Annotated in this window: 18 protein-coding genes and 1 tRNA gene; 10 read left to right on the forward strand and 9 right to left on the reverse strand. The window is 44.0% G+C overall.

The genetic code is table 11. From position 1 onward, the window contains the following. Positions 1–82 precede the first annotated feature (82 nt). Both F0145_RS04315 and F0145_RS04320 read left to right on the forward strand, forming a co-directional pair. Positions 83–1,930: a T9SS type A sorting domain-containing protein gene (locus F0145_RS04315; protein WP_150087069.1), complete on the forward strand. Its 1,848-nt coding sequence runs from the start codon at positions 83–85 to the stop codon at positions 1,928–1,930. A gap of 11 nt (positions 1,931–1,941) precedes the next feature. Next, positions 1,942–2,238: a rhodanese-like domain-containing protein gene (locus tag F0145_RS04320; protein WP_150087070.1), complete on the forward strand. Its 297-nt coding sequence runs from the start codon at positions 1,942–1,944 to the stop codon at positions 2,236–2,238. A 194-nt stretch (positions 2,239–2,432) separates the two neighbouring features. Here F0145_RS04320 and F0145_RS04325 read toward each other — a convergent pair whose 3' ends face one another. Together F0145_RS04325 and F0145_RS04330 are read right to left on the reverse strand one after the other, a co-directional pair. After that, a complete protein-coding gene (locus F0145_RS04325) occupies positions 2,433–3,572 on the reverse strand; it encodes a site-2 protease family protein (protein ID WP_150087071.1) in 1,140 nt (379 codons plus the stop codon). Then, the gene (locus F0145_RS04330; RefSeq protein ID WP_150087072.1) at positions 3,562–4,191 is read right to left on the reverse strand and encodes an HAD family hydrolase; all 630 of its coding nucleotides are present in this window, start codon (positions 4,189–4,191) and stop codon (positions 3,562–3,564) included. Before F0145_RS04330 ends, F0145_RS04325 begins: the two co-directional genes overlap by 11 nt. 106 nt (positions 4,192–4,297) lie before the next feature. Here F0145_RS04330 and F0145_RS04335 point away from each other — a divergent pair. The 3 genes from F0145_RS04335 to F0145_RS04345 all read left to right on the forward strand — a co-directional run bounded on the left by F0145_RS04335 (position 4,298) and on the right by F0145_RS04345 (position 8,953). Further along, positions 4,298–4,371: transfer RNA gene (locus F0145_RS04335), tRNA-Ile, on the forward strand. Between the two features lie 223 nt (positions 4,372–4,594). Next, positions 4,595–5,545 (forward strand): UTP--glucose-1-phosphate uridylyltransferase, encoded by a 951-nt coding sequence (locus tag F0145_RS04340; RefSeq protein WP_150087073.1) that lies wholly within the window; start codon positions 4,595–4,597, stop codon positions 5,543–5,545. A gap of 78 nt (positions 5,546–5,623) precedes the next feature. Beyond that, positions 5,624–8,953, forward strand: coding sequence for a UTP--glucose-1-phosphate uridylyltransferase (locus F0145_RS04345; RefSeq protein ID WP_150087074.1), 3,330 nt, complete (start codon positions 5,624–5,626; stop codon positions 8,951–8,953). Positions 8,954–9,553: 600 nt separating this feature from the next. Here the strand turns inward: F0145_RS04345 and F0145_RS04350 are convergent. The 3 genes from F0145_RS04350 to F0145_RS04360 all read right to left on the reverse strand — a co-directional run bounded on the left by F0145_RS04350 (position 9,554) and on the right by F0145_RS04360 (position 11,819). Next, positions 9,554–9,880 (reverse strand): HesB/IscA family protein, encoded by a 327-nt coding sequence (locus F0145_RS04350; protein WP_150087075.1) that lies wholly within the window; start codon positions 9,878–9,880, stop codon positions 9,554–9,556. A 154-nt stretch (positions 9,881–10,034) separates the two neighbouring features. Next, positions 10,035–10,448 (reverse strand): Fe-S cluster assembly scaffold IscU, encoded by a 414-nt coding sequence (gene iscU / locus F0145_RS04355; RefSeq protein WP_150087076.1) that lies wholly within the window; start codon positions 10,446–10,448, stop codon positions 10,035–10,037. Positions 10,449–10,604: 156 nt separating this feature from the next. Then, positions 10,605–11,819 carry an IscS subfamily cysteine desulfurase gene (locus F0145_RS04360; RefSeq protein ID WP_150087077.1) on the reverse strand — a complete coding sequence of 405 codons (1,215 nt, stop codon included), beginning with the start codon at positions 11,817–11,819 and terminating at the stop codon, positions 10,605–10,607. A gap of 129 nt (positions 11,820–11,948) precedes the next feature. On the opposite strand from F0145_RS04360, the gene mce reads away from it, so the two are divergent. Continuing rightward, complete coding sequence (gene mce, locus F0145_RS04365; RefSeq protein ID WP_150087078.1) at positions 11,949–12,350, forward strand: methylmalonyl-CoA epimerase; 402 nt, start codon at positions 11,949–11,951, stop codon at positions 12,348–12,350. A gap of 78 nt (positions 12,351–12,428) precedes the next feature. Next, complete coding sequence (locus tag F0145_RS04370; RefSeq protein WP_150087079.1) at positions 12,429–13,850, forward strand: CCA tRNA nucleotidyltransferase; 1,422 nt, start codon at positions 12,429–12,431, stop codon at positions 13,848–13,850. A gap of 191 nt (positions 13,851–14,041) precedes the next feature. Here the strand turns inward: F0145_RS04370 and F0145_RS04375 are convergent, their stop codons facing one another. After that, positions 14,042–16,564, reverse strand: a complete 2,523-nt coding sequence (locus F0145_RS04375) for a PspC domain-containing protein (protein WP_150087080.1) — start codon at positions 16,562–16,564, stop codon at positions 14,042–14,044. Between the two features lie 4 nt (positions 16,565–16,568). Continuing rightward, entirely contained in the window at positions 16,569–16,907 is a 339-nt protein-coding gene (locus F0145_RS04380; protein WP_150087081.1) for a PadR family transcriptional regulator, read from the reverse strand. Positions 16,908–17,241: 334 nt separating this feature from the next. Here F0145_RS04380 and F0145_RS04385 point away from each other — a divergent pair, with 334 nt between their 5' ends. From F0145_RS04385 to F0145_RS04395, 3 genes are all read left to right on the forward strand, one after another. Further along, positions 17,242–18,345, forward strand: a complete 1,104-nt coding sequence (locus F0145_RS04385) for a putative type IX sorting system protein PorV2 (RefSeq protein ID WP_223815811.1) — start codon at positions 17,242–17,244, stop codon at positions 18,343–18,345. Positions 18,346–18,359: 14 nt separating this feature from the next. Next, the gene (gene porU2, locus F0145_RS04390; RefSeq protein ID WP_150087082.1) at positions 18,360–23,399 is read left to right on the forward strand and encodes a putative type IX secretion system sortase PorU2; all 5,040 of its coding nucleotides are present in this window, start codon (positions 18,360–18,362) and stop codon (positions 23,397–23,399) included. Positions 23,400–23,659: 260 nt separating this feature from the next. After that, complete coding sequence (locus F0145_RS04395) at positions 23,660–23,908, forward strand: hypothetical protein (protein WP_150087083.1); 249 nt, start codon at positions 23,660–23,662, stop codon at positions 23,906–23,908. 30 nt (positions 23,909–23,938) lie between these two features. Here the strand turns inward: F0145_RS04395 and F0145_RS26925 are convergent, their stop codons facing one another. Together F0145_RS26925 and F0145_RS04400 are read right to left on the reverse strand one after the other, a co-directional pair. Beyond that, the gene (locus F0145_RS26925; RefSeq protein ID WP_317133166.1) at positions 23,939–24,184 is read right to left on the reverse strand and encodes a hypothetical protein; all 246 of its coding nucleotides are present in this window, start codon (positions 24,182–24,184) and stop codon (positions 23,939–23,941) included. Then, a complete protein-coding gene (locus F0145_RS04400) occupies positions 24,142–24,906 on the reverse strand; it encodes a PA0069 family radical SAM protein (protein WP_317133165.1) in 765 nt (254 codons plus the stop codon). The genes F0145_RS26925 and F0145_RS04400 overlap by 43 nt, the downstream gene beginning before the upstream one ends. Positions 24,907–25,078 lie beyond the last annotated feature (172 nt).

Here is a 25,078-nt window from a genome sequence, read left to right on the forward strand (position 1 = left end):
CTGTTTAGCAATATTTAGTTAAATTTTCCGTAAACATATTACTGAATATTTTTGCCTATTGCCAAATTCTATCATACGTAAGATGCCAAAGTTTCTGATAGGGCTCTTCTGCTCGCTGGGTTTTGTTTTGAATAGTTGGGGGCAGGTTATTACGCCTTTAGAATCTTATCCGGTTACGCAATCGGCCAAAACTTCGCTTACCCGCCACGCCCGCACGAATGCCGAAGGCGATACGGTAAGCTTGCCTTTTTTCGATGATTTTGCCGCTTATACCGGCGTACCTAGTGCTGGTTATTGGCAAAAGGGCGGGGGTGTTCACGTTAATAACCAGTTTGGGGTAAATCCGCCCTCGGTGCATGTAGCTACTTTTGAAGGCGTTGATGCGGCCGGCCGGCCATACAGCCCCACTGCTACCTACGGCTACACCGATACCCTTACGTCCAAACCTATCCGCTTAAATAATTTAAACCCCACCGATTCGGTTTACATCAGTTTTTACTGGCAGGCTGGCGGCTTGGGCGGCTTCCCGGAAATCAATTCCGAAAGTCAGCCTTCTTTTCTGGAACTGGAATTTAAAGACCGCACCGGTAATTGGCAACAAGTCTGGCGGCAGCCCGGGGCAAACTTGCGCACCAATTTTGCCCGCGTAATATTGCCCATTACGAATGCCAGTTATTTTCACCAGGGCTTTCAGTTTCGTTTCCGGAGTTCTGGCCTGCAGCGGGGAACCGGCGATACCTGGAACCTGGATTATATTTACCTGGATAGAAACCGGCGGGCGTCGGCTCCTGATTTGCGCGATGTAGCCATTAGCCAGAACCTTAATTCGTTGCTAAAAAGGTATACCGCCATGCCGGCACCGCATTTTTTCGCGCAGCCCCAAGCCGAAACTAACGACTCGGCTTTTACCCGAATTAATAATTTTAATAACCTGTTTGCGCCTATTGCCTGGCGGGGCTATGTAAAAGGCATAAATCCGGTAACGCCCGCCGATACTTTTTTGCGGGGTAATGCGGCTATTGAACCATTGGTGCAGCAATATTTAATTAACGGTAAACCAAACGCAACTGCAATTAGCAATGCCGGTAATTTCCTCGAAATAAAACATTCACTCTTTTTAAGTACCCGCGAAACAAATGCCCGCCTCCGGCAAAACGATACTGTGTCGCGGATTACGGTGCTGGGCGATTATTTTGCTTACGACGATGGTACCGCCGAAACCAATTTCTCACTGAATAATTTTGGCTCCCGGCAATTAGCTTACCGCTTCGATTTAAATATGCCCGATAACGTAACCGCCATTCGGGTTTACTTAACCAAAACCAATGTGCCCGGCACGGTTATAAATTTTCGGATCTGGACCGATGAAAATGGCAGCCCGGCCGGTGCTTCGGCTACCCAAAAAACGTTTACCATACCGCCCATCGATTCTTTAAACCGGTTTTACGAAATTACTTTTCCTACGCCGGTAGCCGTTAGAAACCAATTCTATATTGGCTATAGCTTAACCTCGTCAGTGCCCGATTTTGTGAATATAGGATTTGATTTAAACGAAGAAGCCTTGGGCCAAATATATCATAACAATGGTGGCGGCTGGCTTAGTTTTACCGATGAAAAAGGGGCTTTGCTCATGCGCCCCGTGATGGGCAATGTATTATCCAGCCCCGAAGAACCCGAAGAGCCCATTCAGCAGCCCGACCCAGAAAAAGCTTTAAATATATTCCCGAACCCCAGCACGGGATTAATTAACATAGCCGGTAATTACCAGCAAGTTTGCCTGACCGATGTAGCGGGTAAAGTAATTTTTTGTAAAACCAAAGCTGAGGCTGGCAATCAGTTAAATCTGAATAATTTGTCTAAAGGACTTTATTTACTGCGCTTTACTCAAAAAAATATTGCCATCACTAAAAAAATAATTTTAACTAACTAGTTTTAAAACTAATGGCCCAAGATATAACGCCCGCCGAATTAAAAGAACGGATGGCCCAGGAACCGGATTTAGTGGTAATTGATGTACGCGAACCTTACGAGTACGCCGAACAAAATATTGGCGCCATCAATATTCCGTTGGGTGCCCTGCCAACCCGTTTAGATGATTTAGAAGATTACAAAGAGCAGGAAGTAATTGTGCATTGCCGTTCTGGTGCGCGTTCAGCTTCGGCCAAAGCTTTCCTGGAACAGCAAGGTTTTAAGAATGTCCGCAACTTAACCGGTGGTATTTTGGCCTATAATGCTTAAAGAAAGGGCAATTATATTGGCTGCCCAAAAGTCAGGAAAAGTATTCTATAATTTAATCTTCCCGCTTTCAAACACATTGGAATAGCTAATTCTCTTGTTTAAAGAGGATTAGCTATTCCAATAAAGTAGGATAAGGTTTAGCTTAGGCGCTCCCGTTTATATATTGGCTTAAAATTTATGTATGGGCATAAACCTTATTTTATTACCAAAGGGGTAGGCGAGAAGCACAAAATAAAAACCAGCAGCGCTACACAACCTAAAACTTTCCGCCCCGTTGAGAGGGGCCGTTCGTCGGGAGCCGGCGGGTGAAATATTCCTAAAAACCGCGACAAAATCAGCCCGAACAAAAGCCAGCCCGGATAACCGTTTAAATCGGGAAATAACCAGGCCAAACCAAACTGGATCGCCATTGTTACAGCTATTAGCATAAAGGCATATTTTATATGCGGTACGGTGCGCTGAAATACCAGGAATAGGTAAATTGCATAAGTTGGGTAAGCCCATTGGGCTGTTTCCATGGGCGTATCAGGCGATAATATTCCTAAGCCGGCGTAAAGAATAAATACGAAAAACAGCACCGGCGACAACCGGTTAAAATTGCGGTACCCAATTAAACCGTACAAAATATGCCCCCCATCGAGTTGCCCGATAGGTAATAAATTCAGCGCTGTGAAAAATAAAGATAAATAGCCGGCAAACAGCAGCGGGTAATGAATTAACTCGTACTTATTTGGTAACAGTCGGGCATCGGCCACATAGTTTTCAAAAAACAGAAATAATAAATTATCGCCTAACGTAATGGTGCCCAAGGTGTTTTTATACACGTACTGCGGATAGTTTAAGCCATATTGCTCGTAAGCCGGGTGAATCTGAAAAATATATTCGGGCTCAGGTAAATGGGTAAAACCGTAGTACAGCAAAGGCAAAGCTACCACAAACCCAGCCAGCGGGCCCGCAATACCCACATCAAAAAACTCTTTCTTCGAAAATATTCGGTCTTTAATCCGGATAAAGGCACCCATGGTACCAATGGTAGAGGTAAACCCCAGCCACATAGGAATGTAGTAAGGCAGCGTTACCCGAATTTTGTAATACCGCGCTGTAAAATAATGCCCAAACTCATGGCAAGTCAGAACAAATAAAAACGGTAAAGAAAATAATAAACCGCCTTTTGCGTGCTGCCAGTCCATCCATTGCACCAACTCGCTATCGGGCGCATAGCCATAAATAGGCCGCCCGTAAAGCCATTCGGCTCCGGCAATGGTGGTAGTGAATAAAGTGAGTAAAAATAAAAATATATGCAGGGCGTACCCCTTTGCTTTTTTATAAAGCATCTTTAAAAGCCTCGTTTATGGTAAGGGGAGGCGCCAGAAATAACGTGTGTAACCCTACGGTTTTCGCCCCCTCAATGTGTTGTATGCTGTCGTCGACAAAAAGTGTTTCGCCTGCCTGTAAATTATTCTGGGCCAATATCTGCTCAAATACGATGGCATCGGGCTTACGTTGCCCTATCAGGTGCGAATAATACGTTTTCTCGAACAAGGAGTCGAGGCTCGGAATGGTAAAGTTATCAGCTACAATTTGGGTGAATTTTACCAAATGAATAGCATTGGTATTGCTGAGCAAAAACAGCCGGTATTTTTTGCCTAACGCTTGTAACAACTCAATGCGTTCGGCCGGAATATCCAGCAGCAGCGCGTTCCAGGCGGCATCTATTTCTTCATCAGTAGCTTCTATTTCATAATGTTCCCGGAGGCCGGCCCGAAATTCAGCATCAGAAATACGGCCGGTTTCGTAGGCATCGAACAAAGCCGATTGCTGTTTTTGTGTAAATTCCAGCACCTTGCCGCTTTTACTCAGTTTCTGAAAAGCATCCAACGATAACTGAAATTTGATATTAATAATAACACCGCCTAAGTCGAAAATAATATTTTTAATGCCGTCTGGTAGCATACAATTCAAATTTATTCTAAAAAGGTTAAATAATTGTTTGGAAAATGCGGTGCAAATATGTAGAATTGCACCTCCAAAATCAAAGAGAACCAAAATTCTTTTTGACGGGCCTATAGCTCATTCGGTTAGAGCAACTGACTCATAATCAGTAGGTGCTTGGTTCGATTCCAAGTGGGCCCACTTTAAAATCAGCCACTTACAAGGTAAAACTGGTAAGTGGCTTTTTTATTGCCTGCTCTTTGCTTCCTGCAAATTCCTTTAATTAGGATTATTGGGGTTAAAAAATAGGTAAGGAAACTAGTTTTTAGCTTGTAAGTTTAACAATATATATACCGGTATAATATTAGGTTATTTAAATATTCTGTAAATTTGCGCTGTTAATATTGTACCCTATTCATTTATTATGAGAATAAAAAAAGCAGTAATTACGGCTGCGGCCCGGGGCGAAAGACTTTACCCGGTAGCCGATACGGTTCAGAAAGCCATGTTGCCCGTAATTGATATTGATGGTTTGCACAAACCGGCTATCCAGATTATTTGTGAAGAAGCATTTGCCAGTGGCATCGAAGAAATTTGTGTGGTTTGTGCGCCCGGCGATGGATCTCGTTACCAGGAGGCTTTTACTTCGCTCCGGAATAATTTGCTGAAATCTTATAAAGGCGTACAATGGGCCCGCGAAGAAGCCGAAAAAATTGACCATTTAACCAGCCGCATCCAGTTTGTAGAACAAACCGAAGCATTGGGCTACGGACAAGCGGTTTACTGCGCCCGTAATTTCGTAAACAACGAACCGTTTTTGCTGTTGCTCGGCGATTATTTATACGTTTCGAACCTACGCGAAAAACGTTGTGCAGCTCAGTTAATAGAAATAGCCTTGCAGGAAAATTGTTCGGTATCGGCGGTAAACCCGACAGTCGAGCACCAGATAAGCCGCTACGGTACTTTAACCGGTAAGCACTTGCCCAACCAACCCGGCGTTTACCAGATAGATAAAATAATTGAAAAGCCGTCGCTGAGCGTAGCCGAACTGGAGTTGCAAACTCCTGGCTTGCGCATGGGCTATTATTTATGCTTCTTCGGGATGCACGTTTTAGTGCCGGCCGTTTTTGATATTCTGGAAAAACACCTGAACACCGGCGAAACCAATATTCAGTTAACGCCGGCTTTGCAGGAACTGGCTGCCACCGATAAATACCTGGCTCTGGAAGTAAAAGGCAACCGCTACGATTTAAGCAAAAAGTTAGGCATGCTGCAAGCCCAGATTGCGTTGGGTTTGGCCGGTGAGGCCCACGACGAAACCTTAACCACGTTGGTAGAATTGCTGGCCGAAGCTAATCTGCGTCAACTTAACTAAAAATATTTAGTGCCGGCAAAACAGAATAGTTATTAGAATAGCTGTATCTGGGCTGGCATGTTTAAGAATTAAGGCTTCATGAATATTTTTATAAATACCATTACTTCACCAGACCCGGAAGTTAGAAACCGCTCATTTCATCAAATGGCTCAGGCGTTTTCTTCCGCAGAATTATTCCGGGCCCTGCAGGAGTTGGATGACTTTCGGAAAAATACCCCTAACCTTTACGAGAAAGTACGGGCTATTCTGTTCCTATACTCCGGTTACCGCTTCTTCCTGATGGAAGCAAAAGATGTACCGGCTACCGGCAAAATTCCTTACGCTGGTTTCGAAGATTTATTGGGTCGGCGTTTTGAGCAGGCGATTACCACATTTTTGCAGGAAGTTAAACTGCACGGTCCCAATGCTACCTTGTTTAGCGGCCTGGCTGATAGCTATCATCATTTGTCGTTCCAGATTCTGGCCGACCAGGTGCGCAAAAGTGTGCGGTCCAGCAAAGGCAACCAGTGGATGTTCCGGGTAGGGCACCAGGATGAGCACCCTATCAAGATTCACCCGAAACTATTGCAACGGGCCGAAAACAGTTTGTTTTACCCGGTTCTGGAAGAGCAAACATCCGTGCGCATGGACTTAACGCACAGCGGCTGGTCTGATATTTTCTTTTTAGGCATGGATTACCCGGAAGGCGCACGGGTTATTAATATTTCGATTGATTTGGGTGTATTTGGTCGCGACAAAGAAATTAAACCGCCGCTGCAAACCTACATCCGGGTTATCGAAGAACCGGTGCTCCGCCTCACCAGCATCGACCTGAACACGACTAAAGATATTCATGACCTGGCCGATTTATTTAACTTCGGTAACGATTACCTGAGTTTGGTAAAAGCCGGGGTTATTGCTTCGGGTTTAATCCCACCGTCCTTTGAAGGAACTAACCAATCGCTGGAGAAAATATTATCCCGGATGGTGGCGCCTGGCATGGGCATTGAAGTAGTAACCAAGGTAAACGATATTCCGAAGGGTTCGCGTTTTGCGGTTTCTACCAATTTATTAGGTTCAATTATTAGCTTACTCATGCGGGCAACCGGCCAAACCAAAAACCTGGTGGGTGGTCTGGAAGAAAGCGAGCGTCGGTTGGTAGCTTCCCGCGCTATATTGGGCGAATGGATTGGCGGTTCGGGTGGTGGTTGGCAGGATTCTGGCGGGGTTTGGCCGGGCATCAAAGCCATTACGGGTACGTTTGCCCAGGCAGGTGATCCTGAAGCCGGTATTAGCCGCGGTACTTTATTGCCCCGTCACCGGGTTTTACAAGGCGAAGCTATTCACCCGGACATCTCCGATAAAATTACCAACTCGCTGGTATTGATGCACGGAGGCATGGCCTCTAACGTAGGCCCAATCCTGGAAATGGTAACCGAAAAGTACCTGCTGCGCGGCGATAGAGAATGGGAAGCACGTCAGCAAACGAACCAAATATTCGATAATATTCTGGGGGCCTTAAAAGAAGGCGATATTCAGAAGTTAGGTGCTAACACGGCCCGCAACTGGGAATACCCCATTAAAACCATAATTCCGTGGGCTTCTACTTACTTTACCGAACAAATTATTGCCAAAGCTAAAAAAGAATTTGGCGCTGATTATTATGGCTTCCTGATGCTGGGTGGTATGTCGGGCGGCGGTATGGGTATGTTTGTAAACCCCGAAAAGTACGAGCATTACAAAATGCGGGTGCTGGATTTATTGCGTACTACCAAAGCGGAGCTGTCGGATGCTTTGCCTTTTGCCATGGAACCAGTGGTGTACAACTGGCGCATTAACCAACGCGGCACCTGGTCGTCGTTGCACGAAGGCGCCGAAGCGCTAATGCCGGAGCAATATTACGGTATCCATGTGTCGGAACTGGTCCGCAAAGATCCTAATGCCATTTCTTACATTCGCCGGGCCGAAATTGACCATTTTACGACTTTAGCGGAGCAGCACCACTTGGCGTATCCGCTGCTACGAACCATTGTCAGCAACTTATTTAAAGTATCTGACCCATCCTCGCAAAGCAACCGCAGCGACGAAAACGACAAATCGGACCGCATTAAAAAAGAAAACGGCTTTGATTTTATTCAGCACGAAGAAATACGCGAAGAGCTGCAGAAAGGCCGTATTGGGTTGTCGCGTAACCGTTTGCACGCCGAAACTACCATTGAAGATGTGCGCTCAACCGATGTGGTGCAACTGGAAGAATTAACTGCCGAATCAAATATTGGCGAAGAAGCCATCAAAGCCGGCAAAGTTGGGGTATTAAGTTTGGCCGCCGGGGTAGGTAGCCGCTGGACCAAAGGGGCCGGGGTAATTAAAGCCCTAAATCCGTTTGTAGAAATAGATGGCGTGCATCGCAGCTTCCTGGAAATCCACTTGGCTAAGACCCGCACGGTAGGCGAAAAATATCAGGCCGTTATTCCGCACCTGGTAGCTACCAGTTACCTCACGCACAAGCCTATTGAAAGGAAGCTAAACCAAACGGATAATTTTGGGTACAATGGACCAGTTTACTTGTCGCCGGGCCGTTCTATTGGGCAACGCTTTGTTCCGATGGAGCGTGATTTACGCTTTATGTGGGAAGAAATGCCGCAAGAAACCCTCGACGAAAACAAGCAAAAAGTACGGGAATCGGTACGGCAGTCGATGATTAATTGGGCCAGAGGTAAAGGCGAAGGTACCGATTACGTCGATAATATTGCCTCGCAACGGTTCTCACCGTTAGGCCACTGGTACGAAGTATCGAACCTCCTGCGCAACGGTACTTTAGCTAAACTCCTTGATGAGAATCCGCAGGTAGAAACCATTATGCTGCATAATATTGATACCTTAGGCGCCGACATAAACCCGGCTGCTTTGGGGCATCACCTGGCCTCGGGCAATGTACTGACTTTTGAAGTGGTACCGCGTCGCATTGAGGACCGGGGTGGCGGGTTAGCCCGCGTAAACGGCCACGTACGCTTACTTGAAGGGTTGGCGCAGCCTCGCGAAGAAGACGAACTGAACCTAAGCTATTATAACACCATGACCACCTGGATTCAGGTAGATCCGCTGTTAGCATTATTCGGGCTTACCCGCCAGGATTTAAAAGGCGATGCGGCATTGCTGGCGAAGGCTGTTCGGAAAGTAGCACACCGGATGCCGACTTACGTTACCATTAAAGATGTTAAATACCGCTGGGGACACGGCCAGGAAGATATTTACCCGGTAGCCCAAATCGAAAAACTCTGGAGTGATATGTCGGGCTTAACCGATATTCAGTGCGGGTATATTGCGGTGCCACGTTTGCGCGGCCAGCAAATGAAAGATCCAGCGCAGTTAGATGCTTGGGTAACCGATGGCAGTAAAGATTACATTGCCTCGCTTTGCACCTTTTAATAATTAATTAAAGATCTCAAACGCGTAAAAAAAGCCGCTCTTATTTTAAAGAGTGGCTTTTTTTATGATTGTTCTGGTGCTGGTAAAATTCATCTTGAAAGGCTTAATCGCCTTTTTTTCATCAGCTATAACTGCTCTTCGGTTTGTGCCCTCACAAACCGAAAGGAAACCAATTGCTACCGCTATACTGAAGGTCTGTGAGGGCACAGACCTTGGTGAGTTAAAGATTATATTGCTTTGCTCTGTACTTTTTAATATCCAGGTAATATTTAATATTGTAAAGCCGCTCTTAAACAAGAGCGGCTTTTTATGTTTGTTCTGATAGGGAAAAATTTTTTGTAAAGAATAATCTGGTTTGCTTCTTCGTTCCTCCACTCCTTGGTTTGTGCCCTCACAAACCGGAAGAAAATTGGATGTTGACGCTATTCCGAAGGTTTGTGAGGGCACAAACCTTGGTGCAAGGGGTAGGTTTGGTTAAATGAAACTATGAGGTTTAGAACCGAATATTTTAAAACAAAAAGCGCCAATTCTTAGGGAACCAGCACTTTGCTTATTGCTTTAAAACCCGTTCTACAAACAGGTTTATCTATTTAAATGAAATTATACCGAGAAGCTGTCGCCGCAACCGCAGGTACGCGAAGCATTCGGGTTATCGAAGTAAAAGCCTTTACCGTTTAGGCCATCTGAAAAATTAAGTTCGGTACCGGCCAGGTACAGGAAGCTTTTCATATCTACTACTATCTTTACGCCTTTGTCTTCAAACTCCTGGTCCATTGGTTTTACTTCGTCGTCAAAGTCGAGTTTGTACGATAAGCCAGAGCAGCCACCGCCAGCCACTGAAGCCCGCAAACGAAAACTATCGGTCAGTTGGGCATCGGCTTTCAGCTTTTCTACTTTTTCTTTGGCTAAATCTGATACTGTTATCATGGCTTTGCAATTTTAGGAAGTTGTTTCTAACTACATTTATGTCAGAATTGCCGCTTCTTTCTTTAAAATATTAATTGCAAAAAGCAGACCAAATTCCGGTAAGGGGCTAGTCTGCTTTTTGCGTTAAATAACCCAGATGGGTTACTAATTATTATTAGTGATGCGCTTTCGCTTCTTCTAGAGCGGGTAAGCCATTTTTCACCCGGTAGTCGTTAATAGCAGCTTTAATCGCATCTTCGGCTAATACCGAGCAGTGAATTTTTACCGGTGGTAAGGCCAGTTCTTCCACAATTTCCATGTTATCGATGGATAAAGCAGCATTAATAGATTTACCTTTTAACCATTCGGTGGCTAAAGAAGATGACGCAATGGCAGAACCACAACCAAAGGTTTTGAATTTAGCGTCGGTAATAACCTGGTTTTCGTCTACTTCAATTTGCAAACGCATTACGTCGCCACACTCAGGGGCGCCAACTAAGCCAGTACCAACATTGGCTTTAGATTTATCCAGCGTACCTACGTTACGTGGGTTGCTGTAATGATCAATTACTTTATCTGAATAAGCCATTTCTTTATCAATTAAAAATTATGAATTAAAAATTATGAATTACTTAGAAATACGAATTATAAATTAGAATGATTTAGGTTGCTGGACCTGAACATTATAGTGTTAAGTGCCAGAACCATTTCTAATTTATAATTCATAATTTCTAATTTAATATTATTAGTGCTCAGCCCACTCAATAGAGTTCAGGTCGATGCCTTCTTTAAACATTTCCCACAACGGCGACATTTCACGCAGCTTATTAACCGCTTCGGTTACGTGGCTGATAGCGTAATCTATCTGCTCATCGGTGGTAAAGCGGCTTAAGCCAAAGCGCAACGAAGAGTGTGCCAGGTCATCGCTTAAGCCTAAAGCTTTTAACACGTAAGAAGGTTCCAAAGAGGCTGAAGTACAAGCCGAACCAGAAGATACAGCTAAATCTTTCACGCCCATCATCAGGCCTTCGCCTTCTACGTATTTAAAAGAAATATTGGTAACGTGCGGCAGGCGGTGTTCGCGCGAACCGTTTACGTAAGATTCTTCAATTTTTAATAACTCTTTTTCCAGGCGGTCGCGCAGACGGGAAGTATGCTCAATATCGCGTTGCATTTCCAGGCGGGCCAGTTCGCAGGCTTTGCCTAAACCAACAATGCCAGGCACGTTAAGGGTACCAGAACGCATACCGCGCTCGTGGCCGCCACCGTCCATCTGAGCTGTAACTTTAACGCGTGGGTTTTTTCGGCGCACATACAGGGCACCTATACCTTTCGGGCCGTACATTTTATGGCCAGTAAAGGCCATCAGGTCAATGCCGTCAGCTTCTACGTCAACCGGTATTTTACCTACGGCCTGGGTACCATCGGTCATAAACAGAATACCGCGTTTTTTGGCCATAGCCGAAATTTCGCGGATAGGTTGCAGAACGCCCACTTCGTTATTGCCGTACATGATGGCAATTAAAATGGTTTTATCGGTTATAGCGGCTTCCAGTTCTTGCAAGTTAATTAAACCTTCGGCATCAACGGGCAGGTAAGTTACCTTGCCACCCAGTTTCTCAATGTGCTTACAGGTATCCAGAACTGCTTTGTGTTCGGTAGTAGCCGTAATAATATGATTTCCTTTGGAAGCATACATTTCGAACACCCCTTTAATAGCCAGGTTGTCAGATTCGGTAGCGCCCGAGGTGAAAATAATTTCTTTTGGATTACAGTTAATCAGGGCCGCAATTTGTTCGCGGGCATAATCAACGGCCTCTTCGGCAGCCCACCCAAAAGGGTGATTACGAGAAGCCGCATTGCCGAAGTGTTCGGTCATGTACGGAATCATCGCTTCCAATACCCGCGGGTCCATGGGCGTGGTGGCGTTGTTATCGAGGTATATAGGTAACTTTAACATAGTATTTCCTTAAATATTTAGCGTATGGTCGTGTAATAAAAACACCTTTACACTGGTAATAGTTTTATTTTACGCGCAAAAATACAGAATTATCAGCTAAAAATATATACTTATTTAGAATAAATCAAAATGAAGAACATAGAACACATTGGCATTGCCGTAAAAGATTTTAGTGCCGCCAACGGCTTGTTTTATAAATTGCTGGGTCAGGAACCTTATAAAACCGAGGTGGTAGAGTCGGAGCAGGTATCAACTTCTTTTTTTAGGGTTGGAAATTCCAAAATAGAATTACTCGAAGCTTTGAGTGCCGATAGCCCCATTGCCAAATATTTAGACAAGCACGGCGAAGGTATTCATCACATAGCTTTTGAAGTAGATGACATTCTGGCCGAAATGGAACGTTTAAAAAATGAAGGGTTTCTATTATTAAGCGATATTCCAAAACCGGGTGCCGATAATAAATTGGTTTGTTTTGTGCATCCCAAAAGTGCCAATGGCGTTCTGATAGAGTTGTGCCAGGAAATAAAATAGCGTTTTAATGTTTATCGCCTAATTTTACGGTTTACTTGCCAATCTAAAAATTGCTGAAACTTTTGGTTTCCCCTTTTCATGAATACTGTTCAACTTCCCGACCATAAAATATTTAAAATAGTTGCCGAAGCGGCGGCGGCATTGGAAATGCCGGCCTATGTTATTGGGGGCTTTGTCCGTGACCTGGTATTAAAGCGGCCTTCTAAAGATATTGATGTGGTTTGCGTAGGCAATGGCATTAAACTGGCAGAAGCCGTATCTAAAGCATTGCCGGGAAACCCCAAGGTTACAGTTTTTAAAAACTTTGGCACCGCTATGCTGCGGGCCGGCGATTGGGAAGTAGAGTTTGTAGGTGCCCGCAAAGAATCGTACCAGCGGCATTCGCGCAAACCCGAGGTAGAAGCCGGTACATTAGAGGATGATTTAAAACGCCGTGATTTTACGATTAATGCTTTAGGAATTAGTCTGAATAAAACTGATTTTGGCCAACTCGTTGATATGTTTGGCGGTATGCAGGATATTAAACGCAAGACCATCCGTACGCCGTTAGAGGCCGGTATTACTTTTTCCGACGACCCTTTGCGCATGTTGCGCGCCATCCGGTTTGCTACCCAACTACATTTCGATATTGAACCCGATACCTTTGATGCCATAATAGCCAATAAAAACCGCATCGAGATTATTTCAAAAGAGCGCATTATTGATGAGTTGAACAAAATTATTCTGGCAGATACGCCTTCTTACGGTTTTAAATTATTGTTTCAGGCGGGCTTGTTACAGCTAATATTTCCGAAAATGACGGCTTTGCAAGGCGTTGATACTATTAACGGCAACACCCACAAAGATAATTTTTACCATACCTTACAAGTATTAGATAATATAACCAAAGTATCGAAGGATTTGTGGTTGCGGTGGGCTGCCATTATGCACGATATAGCCAAGCCCGATACCAAGCGCTACCATCCTAAAGTAGGCTGGACTTTTCACGGACACGAAGACAAAGGCGCCCGCATGGTGCCCCGGCTGTTTCAGGAGTTAAAGCTGCCGCTAAACGAGCACATGAAGTTTGTACAAAAACTGGTAAAACTGCACCTACGCCCTATAGCCCTGGTAAAAGAAACGGTTACGGAGTCGGCGGTGCGTCGTTTATTGTTTGAGGCCGGCGAAGATATTGATGCGCTCATGCAATTGTGCAAAGCCGATATTACTTCCAAAGACCATAACCGGGTAAAACGCTATTTGCAGAACTTTACCAAAGTAGAAGAAAAATTAAAGCAAGTAGAAGAAAGTGATAAGTTACGCAACTTTCAGCCCGTAATTACCGGCGAAATAATTATGGAAACTTTTAATTTAAAGCCTTCGCGCGAAGTTGGTATTTTAAAAGAGGCTATTACTGAGGCAATCCTGGAAGGGGAAATTAGAAATGAATATGACCAAGCTTTTGCTTTTTTATTAGAAAAAGGAAAGAAGCTGGGGTTTATGCCGGTACAAGCAAATTAAGTACATTCGGAAGGACAGATCTAACTATATTTAATCAGCTTTAAAAACTTAAACCTGCTAACCCATATGGCTGCATCAGGCCATACGAGCTAACAGGTTAAGTAATTTTCATAGTTCTATTTCAACTGGTTTATTATTAATAACTGGTTTAGTTTAAATGGCAACCAGAAAATTCTTTGTTCTAAAAAAACTTAATCTTCTTCAATGCTGCCCATACCAGATTGGTCGGCGTCTACGGTTTTAGGGTTGCCTTTATAAGTTAAGTTGCTGGGACCAGAAACATCGGCTCTTAAATGCTCGGTTACAAATATTCGGGCGCTGCTGGCACCAGCCAAATCTACCTCGGCGTTTGTTGCTTTAAAACCACCTGCCCGTACCTGACAGGCACCGGCAGCCTCTATTCTAATGTGCTGACCACTACCAGCTACGGAAGTTTCACTCGCGCCGCTTAAATCAATATCTAAAATATCGCACTTAACCGATAGGGCACTTTGCACCGCGCCGGACTGGTTCAGGCGAAAAGCATCGGTAGTAAAGCCACTGGCTTCGGCTTTTACGGCACCCGACAAATTTAACTCGTTAAGTTCCGGCATTACAACCGTAATTAGCACGGGTTCGCGGTCGGCGAGCGAAAAGCGAAAGCGGCTGTTTCGTGGCTTTATTTCTAAGCGGTCGCCATTCTGGCTTATTTCCAATTCCCGCAGTTCATCGTTGTTTCCGCGGGCAGCTATCGAAAAGTTATCGCCCCGCCGCACTCTTACATGGTAAATACCACTTACCTGTACCCGGCTAAAGTCTTGGTTATTAAAAGTACGGTTATCGTTGCCGTAGTCGTTTTCGTTGCGCAGCGGCGAGTCCAGGTAGGCCCGGTTTTCGGTCTCCCACTCGGCTTCGGGTGCATCCGGGTCGGTTGCAGTTGTATCAATCGGAGGGCAGTCGAGGCAAACAAAACCATCTTTTTTTACCTGCCACAGGTAGTTGCTAATTTCTTCGTTACCATATTCGCGATCGAAGGCAGAGGAAGGAAGCAAGCGGGCAAAACTTTCGGTTACCCGGAAATTTTTGTTTTCGGGCAATAATAATTTTAAAGCTAAATATTGCTCCCGGTAAATAGCGTTGGGTTTAAATTTATAGTTATAATCAAAAGTGATGGTAGAGTCTTGCTGGGTGGCCCGGTAGCTAACCATGGTGGCATTGTGGGCCGCTTCGGCTTCGGTTTTACCTTTGGCCCGAAATTCCTGTATTAACTTAACGGTGTTGCCAGGGTAACTTTGCACTTCTATATTGGCGTAACCGTTCCGAAAAGAGTCGGTGTCGCGGGCTTTTAATAAAACGGTTTGGTATGCAGTTACCGGAAAATCTTTATGAACAATATATTCGCCAGATTCGCGGAAATTATTGCGAAACTGAATAATAGAAAGTACCAGCACAAAAATGCTCAGAATCCAGATGCCGAAGAACGACCAGCCTATTGCCGGACGTAAATAAAAGCGTTTAAGCAGCAAACCAAGCGCTAAAACAAAAATAAATATTGCTGGAATAAGGCCAGCAAAAAAGCCGGCTATTAAGCCATAAACAGGGTAGGTGTTTGTAAATAGGGCGAAAGGAACATCGGTACCAATAAATTCAGAACCATCTATGAGGCCTGAAACAGTGAAGGCCATTAAGATTAAGGCAAAAATAAAAGAACCGGCAATTAAGATGAGCAGCACACCGGCCAATATCCGGATTAGCGCTATCAGAAACGAAATTAAAGGGCCTAAAAAGCGGGCTAAAACGCCAAAGACCTGCGCTACAAACCGCACCGGAAATAATACCGCCCGGGCTAAATTGCTTTCGCGGCCGTATTCATCGCGCATGTACAGGTTGTTTTTCAGCGATTCTTCAATACTGTTAAGCGTAATCGGGTTTCCCTGCATCTGCACACGGTCAGTAATCGAGTTTGCCTCGGGCAATATTATCCAGAGGATAATATATGCCACGAGGCCAAAACCGCCCATGAAGAAAGAAATTAAGAATAATAACCGGATAACTGCTACATCCAAGCCAAAGTAAGAGGCCATACCACTGGCTACGCCGCCCAGCTTTTTATCGTCGGGGTTCCGGAACAATTTTTTAGTGGTACTTTCGGGTAAGTCATAGCTCCGCGGAAAAGCCACCCAGCACAGAATATAAGCCACTATAATAATACCGGCCGGCGCACCGCCCGGAATGGCAAATAATAAAGTAAGCACTACAAATACCAAACGTATCCAAAGCGGGTCTACGTTCAGGTAATTGGCAATGCCGGCTGCTACCCCGCCCAATACTTTACGGTTTTCATCGCGATGAATGCGCCGGCCGGCGGTAGGTTCTGTGGTTGGGCCGCCATTTGAAGAACCGGCTGTTGAAGAATAAGCCTGTTGCTGCTGGTTCGTGGAACCGGTGGCAAATTCGGGTTCATCTTCTTCTAACGTTTGGAAGTCTTTTACGCTGCCCATTTGGGCTACCAGGGCCTGCACATCTTCGCGGGTAATTACCTGTTTGGTAGGCGATAACTTTGAGAAGAATATTTCGGCAATCCGGGCTTCAATATCGGCTATTATTTCTTCGTGCCCGGCGTACGCCGAGAAATAAGCTTTAATAGCGGCCAAATATTGGCTGAGCTGTTCATAGCCATCTTCTTCTATATGAAAAATCATGCCTTGTAAGTTGATGCTGATATTCTTTTTCATTGTTTTAAGATGCTTTATTTTTTTTGGTAATATGTTCGATAGAGGCTACCACCTCCAGCCAGGTTTGTCGGAGTTGCGCCAGAAACTCTTTGCCAACCTCGGTAAGCTTGTAATATTTGCGCGGCGGGCCCGAAGAAGATTCGACCCATGTATAATCCAGAAGTCCTGCGTTTTTAAGCCGGGTTAGCAACGGATATAGGGTACCCTCAACCACAATCATTTTGGCTGCCGTTAACTCATCAAGCATATCTGAAGCATAGACTTCACCCCGGGAGATAATCTCCAAAATGCAGAATTCGAGAATTCCCTTCCGCATTTGTACCTGTGTGTTTTCTACTTTCATGCTGGTTACGATTTATTAATAAGACAAATATAATAGAAGGTACTATGTAAAGCAAGGTACTGGATGTAAAATATTTTTGTTTCATAATTAGCAGTACAACTTAAATTTAGCCCAGATTTGGATATAAGCAGGAGTAGCCAGAAACGTTAAAAGAAGGTTGTGTTGGGCAGGTGTTAACTACTAAGTGTTTTGCTGCTTTATACAGATAATACTTATAAAAAAATATTGGATAATTTCTGGAACTACTCTTCTGTATATTAAATTATTTATTCGTAATTTGCACGCAGAAAGCTAAAGAAAAGGGAGCATTATTATTATATTTTTTACACCGCGTATGTTTTATAGAATAGCCAAGCTGTGCTGCATTTTAGTTGGTATAGCTTGTATGCAGGCTAATGCCCAGGTTCGCACCCCCAAATACAGTAATGAATTTTTAAATATTGGGGTAGGCGGCCGTGCTTTGGGCATGGGCAATGTACAGTCGGCTATTGCTAACGATGCTACAGCCGGCTTCTGGAATCCGGCCGGGTTGTTGCAATTGCCCAACAAGCACAACGTAGCCCTGATGCACTCCGAACTTTTTGCCGGCATTGTTAAAAACGATTTTGCCACGTATGCCGCGCCTTTAGATAGCACCAGCGCGTTTGCCGTTTCAATTATCCGCACCGGGGTAGATGATATTGCCGATACCCGCAACTTAGTAAATGAGTACGGGTATATTAATTACGATAATATTAAGTTGTTTTCGGTAGCCGATTATGCTTTGCTGCTTTCTTATGCCCGTAAAAGCAATCTTATAAAAGGTTTGCGCGTGGGCGGCTCGGCTAAAATAATTTATCGCAATGTGGGGCAGTTTGCCAATGCTTATGGTTTTGGGCTGGATGCCGGCGTACAACTTGAGCGCCAGGGGTGGCAGTTTGGTTTAATGGCCAAAGATATTACCACCACTTTTAATGCCTGGGTGCATAACCCCGATGAATTTAGGGAAGTAGCCGCCATAACCGGCGACAGCTTGCTGATTAAAAGCAGTGTAGAAATAACGCTGCCTCGTTTGGTAGCCGGCGTAGCGCATTATATTAAATTTAACGATAAAGTAGGAGCCCTGGTAGCCGCCGATTTAGATTTTACTTTTGATGGCCGGCGCAATGTTTTACTGGATTCTGAGGTACTTTCTCTGGACCCGCATTTAGGTTTGGAAGTAAATTATAACCGACTGGTATTTGTGCGGACCGGGATTAATAATGTGCAGCAGGTCCGGAACTTTGATTATACGCAAAGCTGGAAATTTCAGCCCAATTTTGGAGTAGGTATTGCCTCCAACGGCTTAAAACTAGATTTGGCGTTAACCCGCATTGCCGACACTACCCCTACTAATAATTTTTCCAGCAACGTCCGGCTCTCGTCAGTAATTGTTTCTTTGGGTTATTCTTTCGATTAATATTTAAAGTGTATATGAACACTATTACCCATAAAATTAAAATCAATATTTTATTCTTTTTACTGCTTAGTTTAGCTGTTGCTGGTAAGGTGCAGGCGCAAAATTATGGCAACGAATGGATTAATTATTCCCAAACGTATTATAAAATAAAGGTTATCCGGAACGGTATTCATCGGCTCGATTATAACTTTTTAAATAATGCGGGTTTATCATCGGCTAATCCGCAAAAGTTACAATTATTCAGAAAGGGCAAAGAGGTACCTTTATTTGTAAACGGCGAAACCGACGGACGTTTAGATGCCGGTGATTATGTGGAGTTTTACGGAGAACGCAACGATGGCAAAACCGACGTAGAACTTTACCAAAGCCCCGCCTACAAAGTACACGATTACCATAGTATATACACCGATACTGCTGCCTATTTTTTAACTGTTTCGGCAGCTAACGGCAAAAGAGTAACTAACCAGAGCACCGACGCCAGTAATATTACCCCCGAATCCTGGCACTACCAGACCCGGCTTACCTTAATTACCTCGCATTATTCCCGGGGTATTGCCTGGAACGATAGCCAAATGCCTTGGGGCGATAAAGCAGAAGGTTTTTTTTCTGATTTTTTTGGCGTACAGGCCGGTAACCGGGCTTTGCGCAACCCTTATAATGTGCGGGTAGATTCTTTGTTTAACCTGGAAAGAACCGGGCCGGTACCTACCGTAGAAATTGCTATAGTTGGTTCTTTTTACATCGACCATGATGTTACCGTTTCTATTATTGCCCCATCGGGAGCCGAAAGAATACTAGTGGCCAACCACAAGTTTGGCACTTTTGATCATGTTAAGCTTAAATACCCCGTGCAGTTTGATGAAATTAGTACTACAGGTAATTTAAATGTGCGGGTTAAAGTTAATACGCAGGTTCCGGCCGGCGGCGTAGCCGATTTAATCAGGTTATCCTACGTGAAAGTTCGTTATCCCCGCAAAAATATTCTTACCAGCAAAGATTTATTTGTTTCACCCGCCGATTCAAACAAAACCACGCCTTCCTTTCTGGTATTTGATAACCCATCGGCCAATAGTGTAGCATATGACATTACCGATAAAGAAAATATTATCCGAACGAGTATCTCTACAGTAGGTAGCCAGCGGGGTTTTGTTTTAAATGGCTCGCCGGGTAAACAGCGCAAAGTTTTAATTACCACCGATGGGAAATATTTTACCCCTTTAAACGCGGGGCGTAAAACGTTTAGGCAGATTAATCCGGCAAAAGCTGGGTTTGTTATAGTTAGTAATAAATTTTTGGCCAAACCCGTAGCCAATTATCCTAATCCGGTAAAAGCCTACGCCGAATACCGCGCCTCGACGGCTGGAGGTAAACACGATACTTTGGTTTTTTATGCTGACCAATTATACGATCAGTTTCATTACGGAGATCGGTCAGCGACAGCTATCCGGCGGCTAATGCAGTATTTATTAGCTAATGGTAAACCGCAATACTTATTTTTATTAGGAAAAGGCATTGAACCGGATTACGGCGGTAGTGGGTTCCGGAACAATCCTAAAGGTTATCCGGTGCAGGATTTGGTGCCTACTGGTGGTGCACCAGGTTCCGATATTGTGTTCACTGCCGATTTTCAAAACCGATCCTTCTTCCCGAAAGTGGCAACCGGTCGTGTTTCGGCAGTTAATGCAACTGATGTAGCCGCTTATTTAGAAAAAGTAAAACAACACGAAGCTACTCCGCAAAATGCCGAATGGCGCAAGAATATTTTGCATTTGGGCGGCGGTATTAACCTGCAGGAGCAAAACCTTTTCAGAAATTATTTGCGGTCTTACGAAAACACGGCCGAAAACCCGCTCTACGGAGCATTGGTTGAAAGCTTTTCCCGCGCCGGTTCTACTTCCTCTACCAGCTATATTAATGTTTCGAGCCAGGTAAATAATGGTTTATCGCTGATTACCTTTTTCGGACACTCTTCGCCCAGTATTCCGGATGTTGATATAGGATATGCCACTAACCCGGTTAATAATTATAATAATACAGGCAAATACCCCATGATTTTACTTAACGGGTGTTTTTCCGGTAATACCTTCAGTGCTACCAGTGCCCGTTCTTTTGGCGAAGACTGGATTTTAGCCCCCCAAAAAGGAGCACTTATTTTTATTGCCCATTCGGCTTTTGGTTATACCACTCCCTTGCATATATATAGCCGTAATTTTTATACTATAGCTTTTACCGAACCAGATTTTTACGGCAAGTCGGTGGGGGTTATTAACCAGGAGGTGGTAAAACGAACCGCTGAGTCCGGCAACGAACAACTGGTTTCTACGGCGGTAGAAATGGTGATGCAAGCCGACCCGGCAGTTGTTTTGTTTGGCCCAGATAAACCAGATTATGCGCTCAAGAATAATAACATTAGCATTGCGCCCATTAACGAACAGGAAACCGTTACTGCTAATTCCGAAAGTTTCCGGATTTTAATACCGGTAAAAAACTTAGGTAAAGCTACCCAGGATTCTTTTAAAATTAAGGTTACCCGCAACGATCAGGTAGAAGTTATTTCGGAGCTTTATCCGCCAATTTATAATCAGGATACCATATCTTTTGTGTTTTCATCTACCCAGGGCCGTGTAGCTGGTATTAATACCTTTAAAATAATGGTAGATGCCGAAAACACGGTTGATGAGCTGGATGAAAGTAACAATACCGTTCAGTTTGAATATAATTTTCCGGCTACCGGTTCTCGCCCTTTAATGCCGGTTGAATATGCTATTGTAAATACGCCAGAAGTAAAATTAATAGGTCAGGCCAGTAATCTGCTGCAACCTAGCCGACTTTATACGTTTGAACTGGATACTACCCGTACATTTAACAGCCCGGTTAAGCAAACGCAGGAAATAACCGCTGGTTCACTACCTTCCTGGACGGTTAAATTATTGTCGGAAGTGGCACCCAACGACAGTTTGGTATATTATTGGCGCTTCCGGCCCAAAGAAATAATCGCGAGTGCAGATACCATTTGGGGCGAAAGTTCTTTCCGGTTTATACCGGCAGGCCCGGAAGGTTGGTCGCAAAGTCAGCCCGGGCAGTTTACCAAGGCGCGTACGAACCAGGTAAACATAAACGATCAGAAGCGCCAATGGGAGTTTGCACCAATTACCAAAAGCTTAAGCTTACGCACCATTCCAGGCAATATTTCTACTGACCGGCTACGGTACGGCATTTTCTTTAATAATTTAAATGCAGCTACCGATAATTGTTCTATGGGGGTGCCCAATATATTAATTGAGGTATTTAATAATCGAACCTTAGAACCGTACGTAATGCCGACTTCTATTGCTACTTCCCGGTGTGGTGAGTTATCGCAGGCATTGTACTTCTTCGGCGATTTACGGCAAGCTGCCCGGCGAGATTACCTGCGTCGGTTTTTAGAAGCCGTGCCAACAGGTTATTACGTTGCCATGGTTACCATAAACCCAGTACCTTTTGCCGATTTCCCTATCGAGTTAAAAAATGCATTTCGAGCAGTGGGTTCTAAATTAATTGAAAATCTGGCTTCGGGAGCGCCGCTTGCTTTAATTGGGCAAAAAGGAGCAGCGGCCGGCACTGCGCAAGAACTTACCGCCAATAGTACCGACCCTGCTTTACAAACAATAGAGCTTAATTATAATATTTCTGGTTTTGGTAATAAAGGCAGCCTTACATCTACCCTGATTGGGCCGGCTACAAACTGGCAAACCTTGTATCATGCCGTACGCAAAAACGGCGCTGGTTCCGATAGGTATACCCTTAAAGTAAGTGGTTTAGATGTAGAAGGTAAAAACGAGCGGGTGCTATATTCCAACGTAAAAGCGCGGAACCTGGATATTTCGGCTATAGATGCCAATATATACCCGTATTTACAATTAAGTTTAACCTTGGTTGATAGCGTAGACGCCAGCGCGCCCCAGTTAGAAGAGTGGCGTGTGCATTACACGGGGGTACCAGAAGGCATTGTGCGGCCAGATGTAATAGGTTTAGATAATTATAACAGTTTTGCTACGCAAGCCCTGAAAGGTAAAATAGACGCGCAGGTTGCTTTTCAGAATATTTCTAACCATAATTTTGCCGATTCTTTGCTGGCACGGGTAACCTTGATTGGCGCCAATGGCTTTAGCAAAGATGTGAAGCTGAAAGCCGTAGCCAAAGACGAAACTATCATTATCCCGTACACTTTTGCCACCAATAACCTGACCGGCAATTATACGCTACGGGTAACGGTAAACCCCCTAACGCAAAACCCGATGCTGCGGCCAGAGCAATATTACTTTAATAATACGCTGGAAGTACCTTTTGCTTTAAATACTAACCTGCACCCAGTGCTGGATGTGGTATTCGATGGCCAGCATATTCTGGATGGCGATATTGTTTCGCCAAACCCATTAATTAGCATGACGCTGAAAGATGAGGACCAGTATACTTTCCTGAAAGACCCCAGCCACATGGAAGTGTTTGTGAAAGTGCCCGGAGCTTCTGACTTTACGCCGGTAAATCTTGCCGGAAACGATATTAAATATTTTACCGCCGATAAAAACAACGATTTCCGGTTAGAATATTCTCCTAAGAACTTGCCCGATGGCGTATATACGTTGCGGGTGCAGGGCCGTGATGTTGCCGAGAATAAAGCAGGTTTTGAACCTTACACCATTAACTTTGAGGTAATAAACGAATCGGCTGTTTCTCATTTTTACCCGTACCCGAATCCTTTCTCCAGCAAAACCCGGTTTGTTTTTACCTTAACCGGCAGCACCATTCCGCAGGATATGAAAATTCAGATTATGACAGTAACGGGTAAGGTGGTGCGCGAAATTATGAAAGATGAACTGGGCCCGCTTAAAATTGGCAATAACATAAGCGAATTCGCCTGGGACGGAACCGATGAATTTGGCGATAAATTAGCCAATGGCGTGTACCTGTACCGGGTAATAATGGACACCGGCGACCAGGATTTTAAGCACCGCAATACCGCTGGCGATAAGTCGTTTAAGAAAGATTACGGTAAGATTTATATTTTAAGATAAGGCATTAATACTATAAAAGCCAGATTATTTAAAATCTGGCTTTTTATTTTAATCAAATTTATTTATATATTAATTTTGTAATGTATAAATAATCAGTGATTTACGTTTTTTTTTTAATTTTGTTACTGTAAAGGTTTGATTTTATAAACTTTTATTTTTTATATTTGGTTAGTTATGCAGTTTCAAAGGTTTATCCAGTTGCAAATCTTTGTAAGCAGTTAATAAAGTTAAAACAGCAGCAGCCACCATTTTTTAAGCGCATGTTAGACCTGATAAATTTTATAGCATTAGCAGTAGCCTTCAATCTTTTGTTTTTCATGTATGCCTCCACCAAAATGAAAAACAAACTGCACCCGGTAAGAACAACCCTTTTTGCTTTTATCTTTAATATTCCGCTAAGCATTATTCTGGCGGTGGTTTATACCATTATGCTGGTGTATGCCGTAGTAATTGGGGCTAGTGAAGAATGGGTATGGGAATACATGGAACAGAGAGATGTTCAGGAATAATATTATCTGTTTTTTCTGATTTAATATTTTTTACGAAAAGAGCGAAAGCTGATTACCGCTTCGCCGGCAAAATAAGTCGAAGCGAAAAGGCTTCATCTGTAGTTCTTTAAAATATTTAGTACGGCTGACCCGGAATAAATTGCCGATAAATTCAGCTAATCTGCCTTCACCAGTCATACGCCGACCGTAAACGCTATCGTTTAGGTTTCCTCCGTGGCACGCGGCAATCTGCTTTAATACTTTGTCGGCACGTTCCGGAAAGGTTTTTTTATCCAATCTTCAAAGATGCCACCTATGGCCCCGTTTAGGCGCACAATATTATAGGCCGCGGAAACAGCTCCGTTTTGTGCCGCAGCCTGCATAATCTTAGGCATTTCATGATCGGTTAAACCCGGAATAATAGGCGCTACCATTACATTTACCGGAATATTGGCCAAAGCTAACTGCCGGATTACTTCCAGGCGGCGGACCGCAGTGGCCGTGCGCGGTTCTAGTTTCTGGCGCAGGTGTTCATCCAAGGTAGTTACCGAAATATTGACGTGTACTAAATCCAGCGCATTCAGTTCTTGTAATATATCTAAATCCCGCAATATTAAAGCGTTTTTGGTGATGAGGCTTACCGGATGACGATATTGCAGTAAAACCTGTAATAAGCGACGGGTTAGTTTCTTCTCTTTTTCAATTGGCTGATAGCAATCGGTGTTGCCAGCCAGCATAATTGGCCGGACTTCCCATTTAGGATGTTCGAGTTGCTGGATCAGAATTTCCGGTGCATTTTCCTTAATAATAATTTTACGCTCAAAATCCAGCCCGGCACCGTAACCCCAGTATTGGTGTGTATTGCGGGCGTAACAGTATATACAGCCGTGCTCGCAGCCTTGGTACGGATTCATAGAATAAGATAAACCCAAATCAGGACTTTCGACGGAGTTTACAATTTTACGCGGGTGCTCCGTAAAAAATTCGGTAGGCGTATTTTGCAGGAAAGGCTCATCCAAGCCTTAGGGATGTTCGGTTACATATTCCTTTTTTAGGTAAGGATTGGCCGGATTGAACTGAGCGCCCCGGCCTTTCATATAATTATCCGCTGTTTCCATAGGGTAAATATATGAATTTAAGCTAATATATTTAGTTTTAATTACTAAAATAATTAGTTTAATATTGCGAATA

The sequence above is a fragment of the Adhaeribacter rhizoryzae genome (genome assembly GCF_008629685.1).
Taxonomy (GTDB): Bacteria; Bacteroidota; Bacteroidia; order Cytophagales; family Hymenobacteraceae; genus Adhaeribacter; species Adhaeribacter rhizoryzae.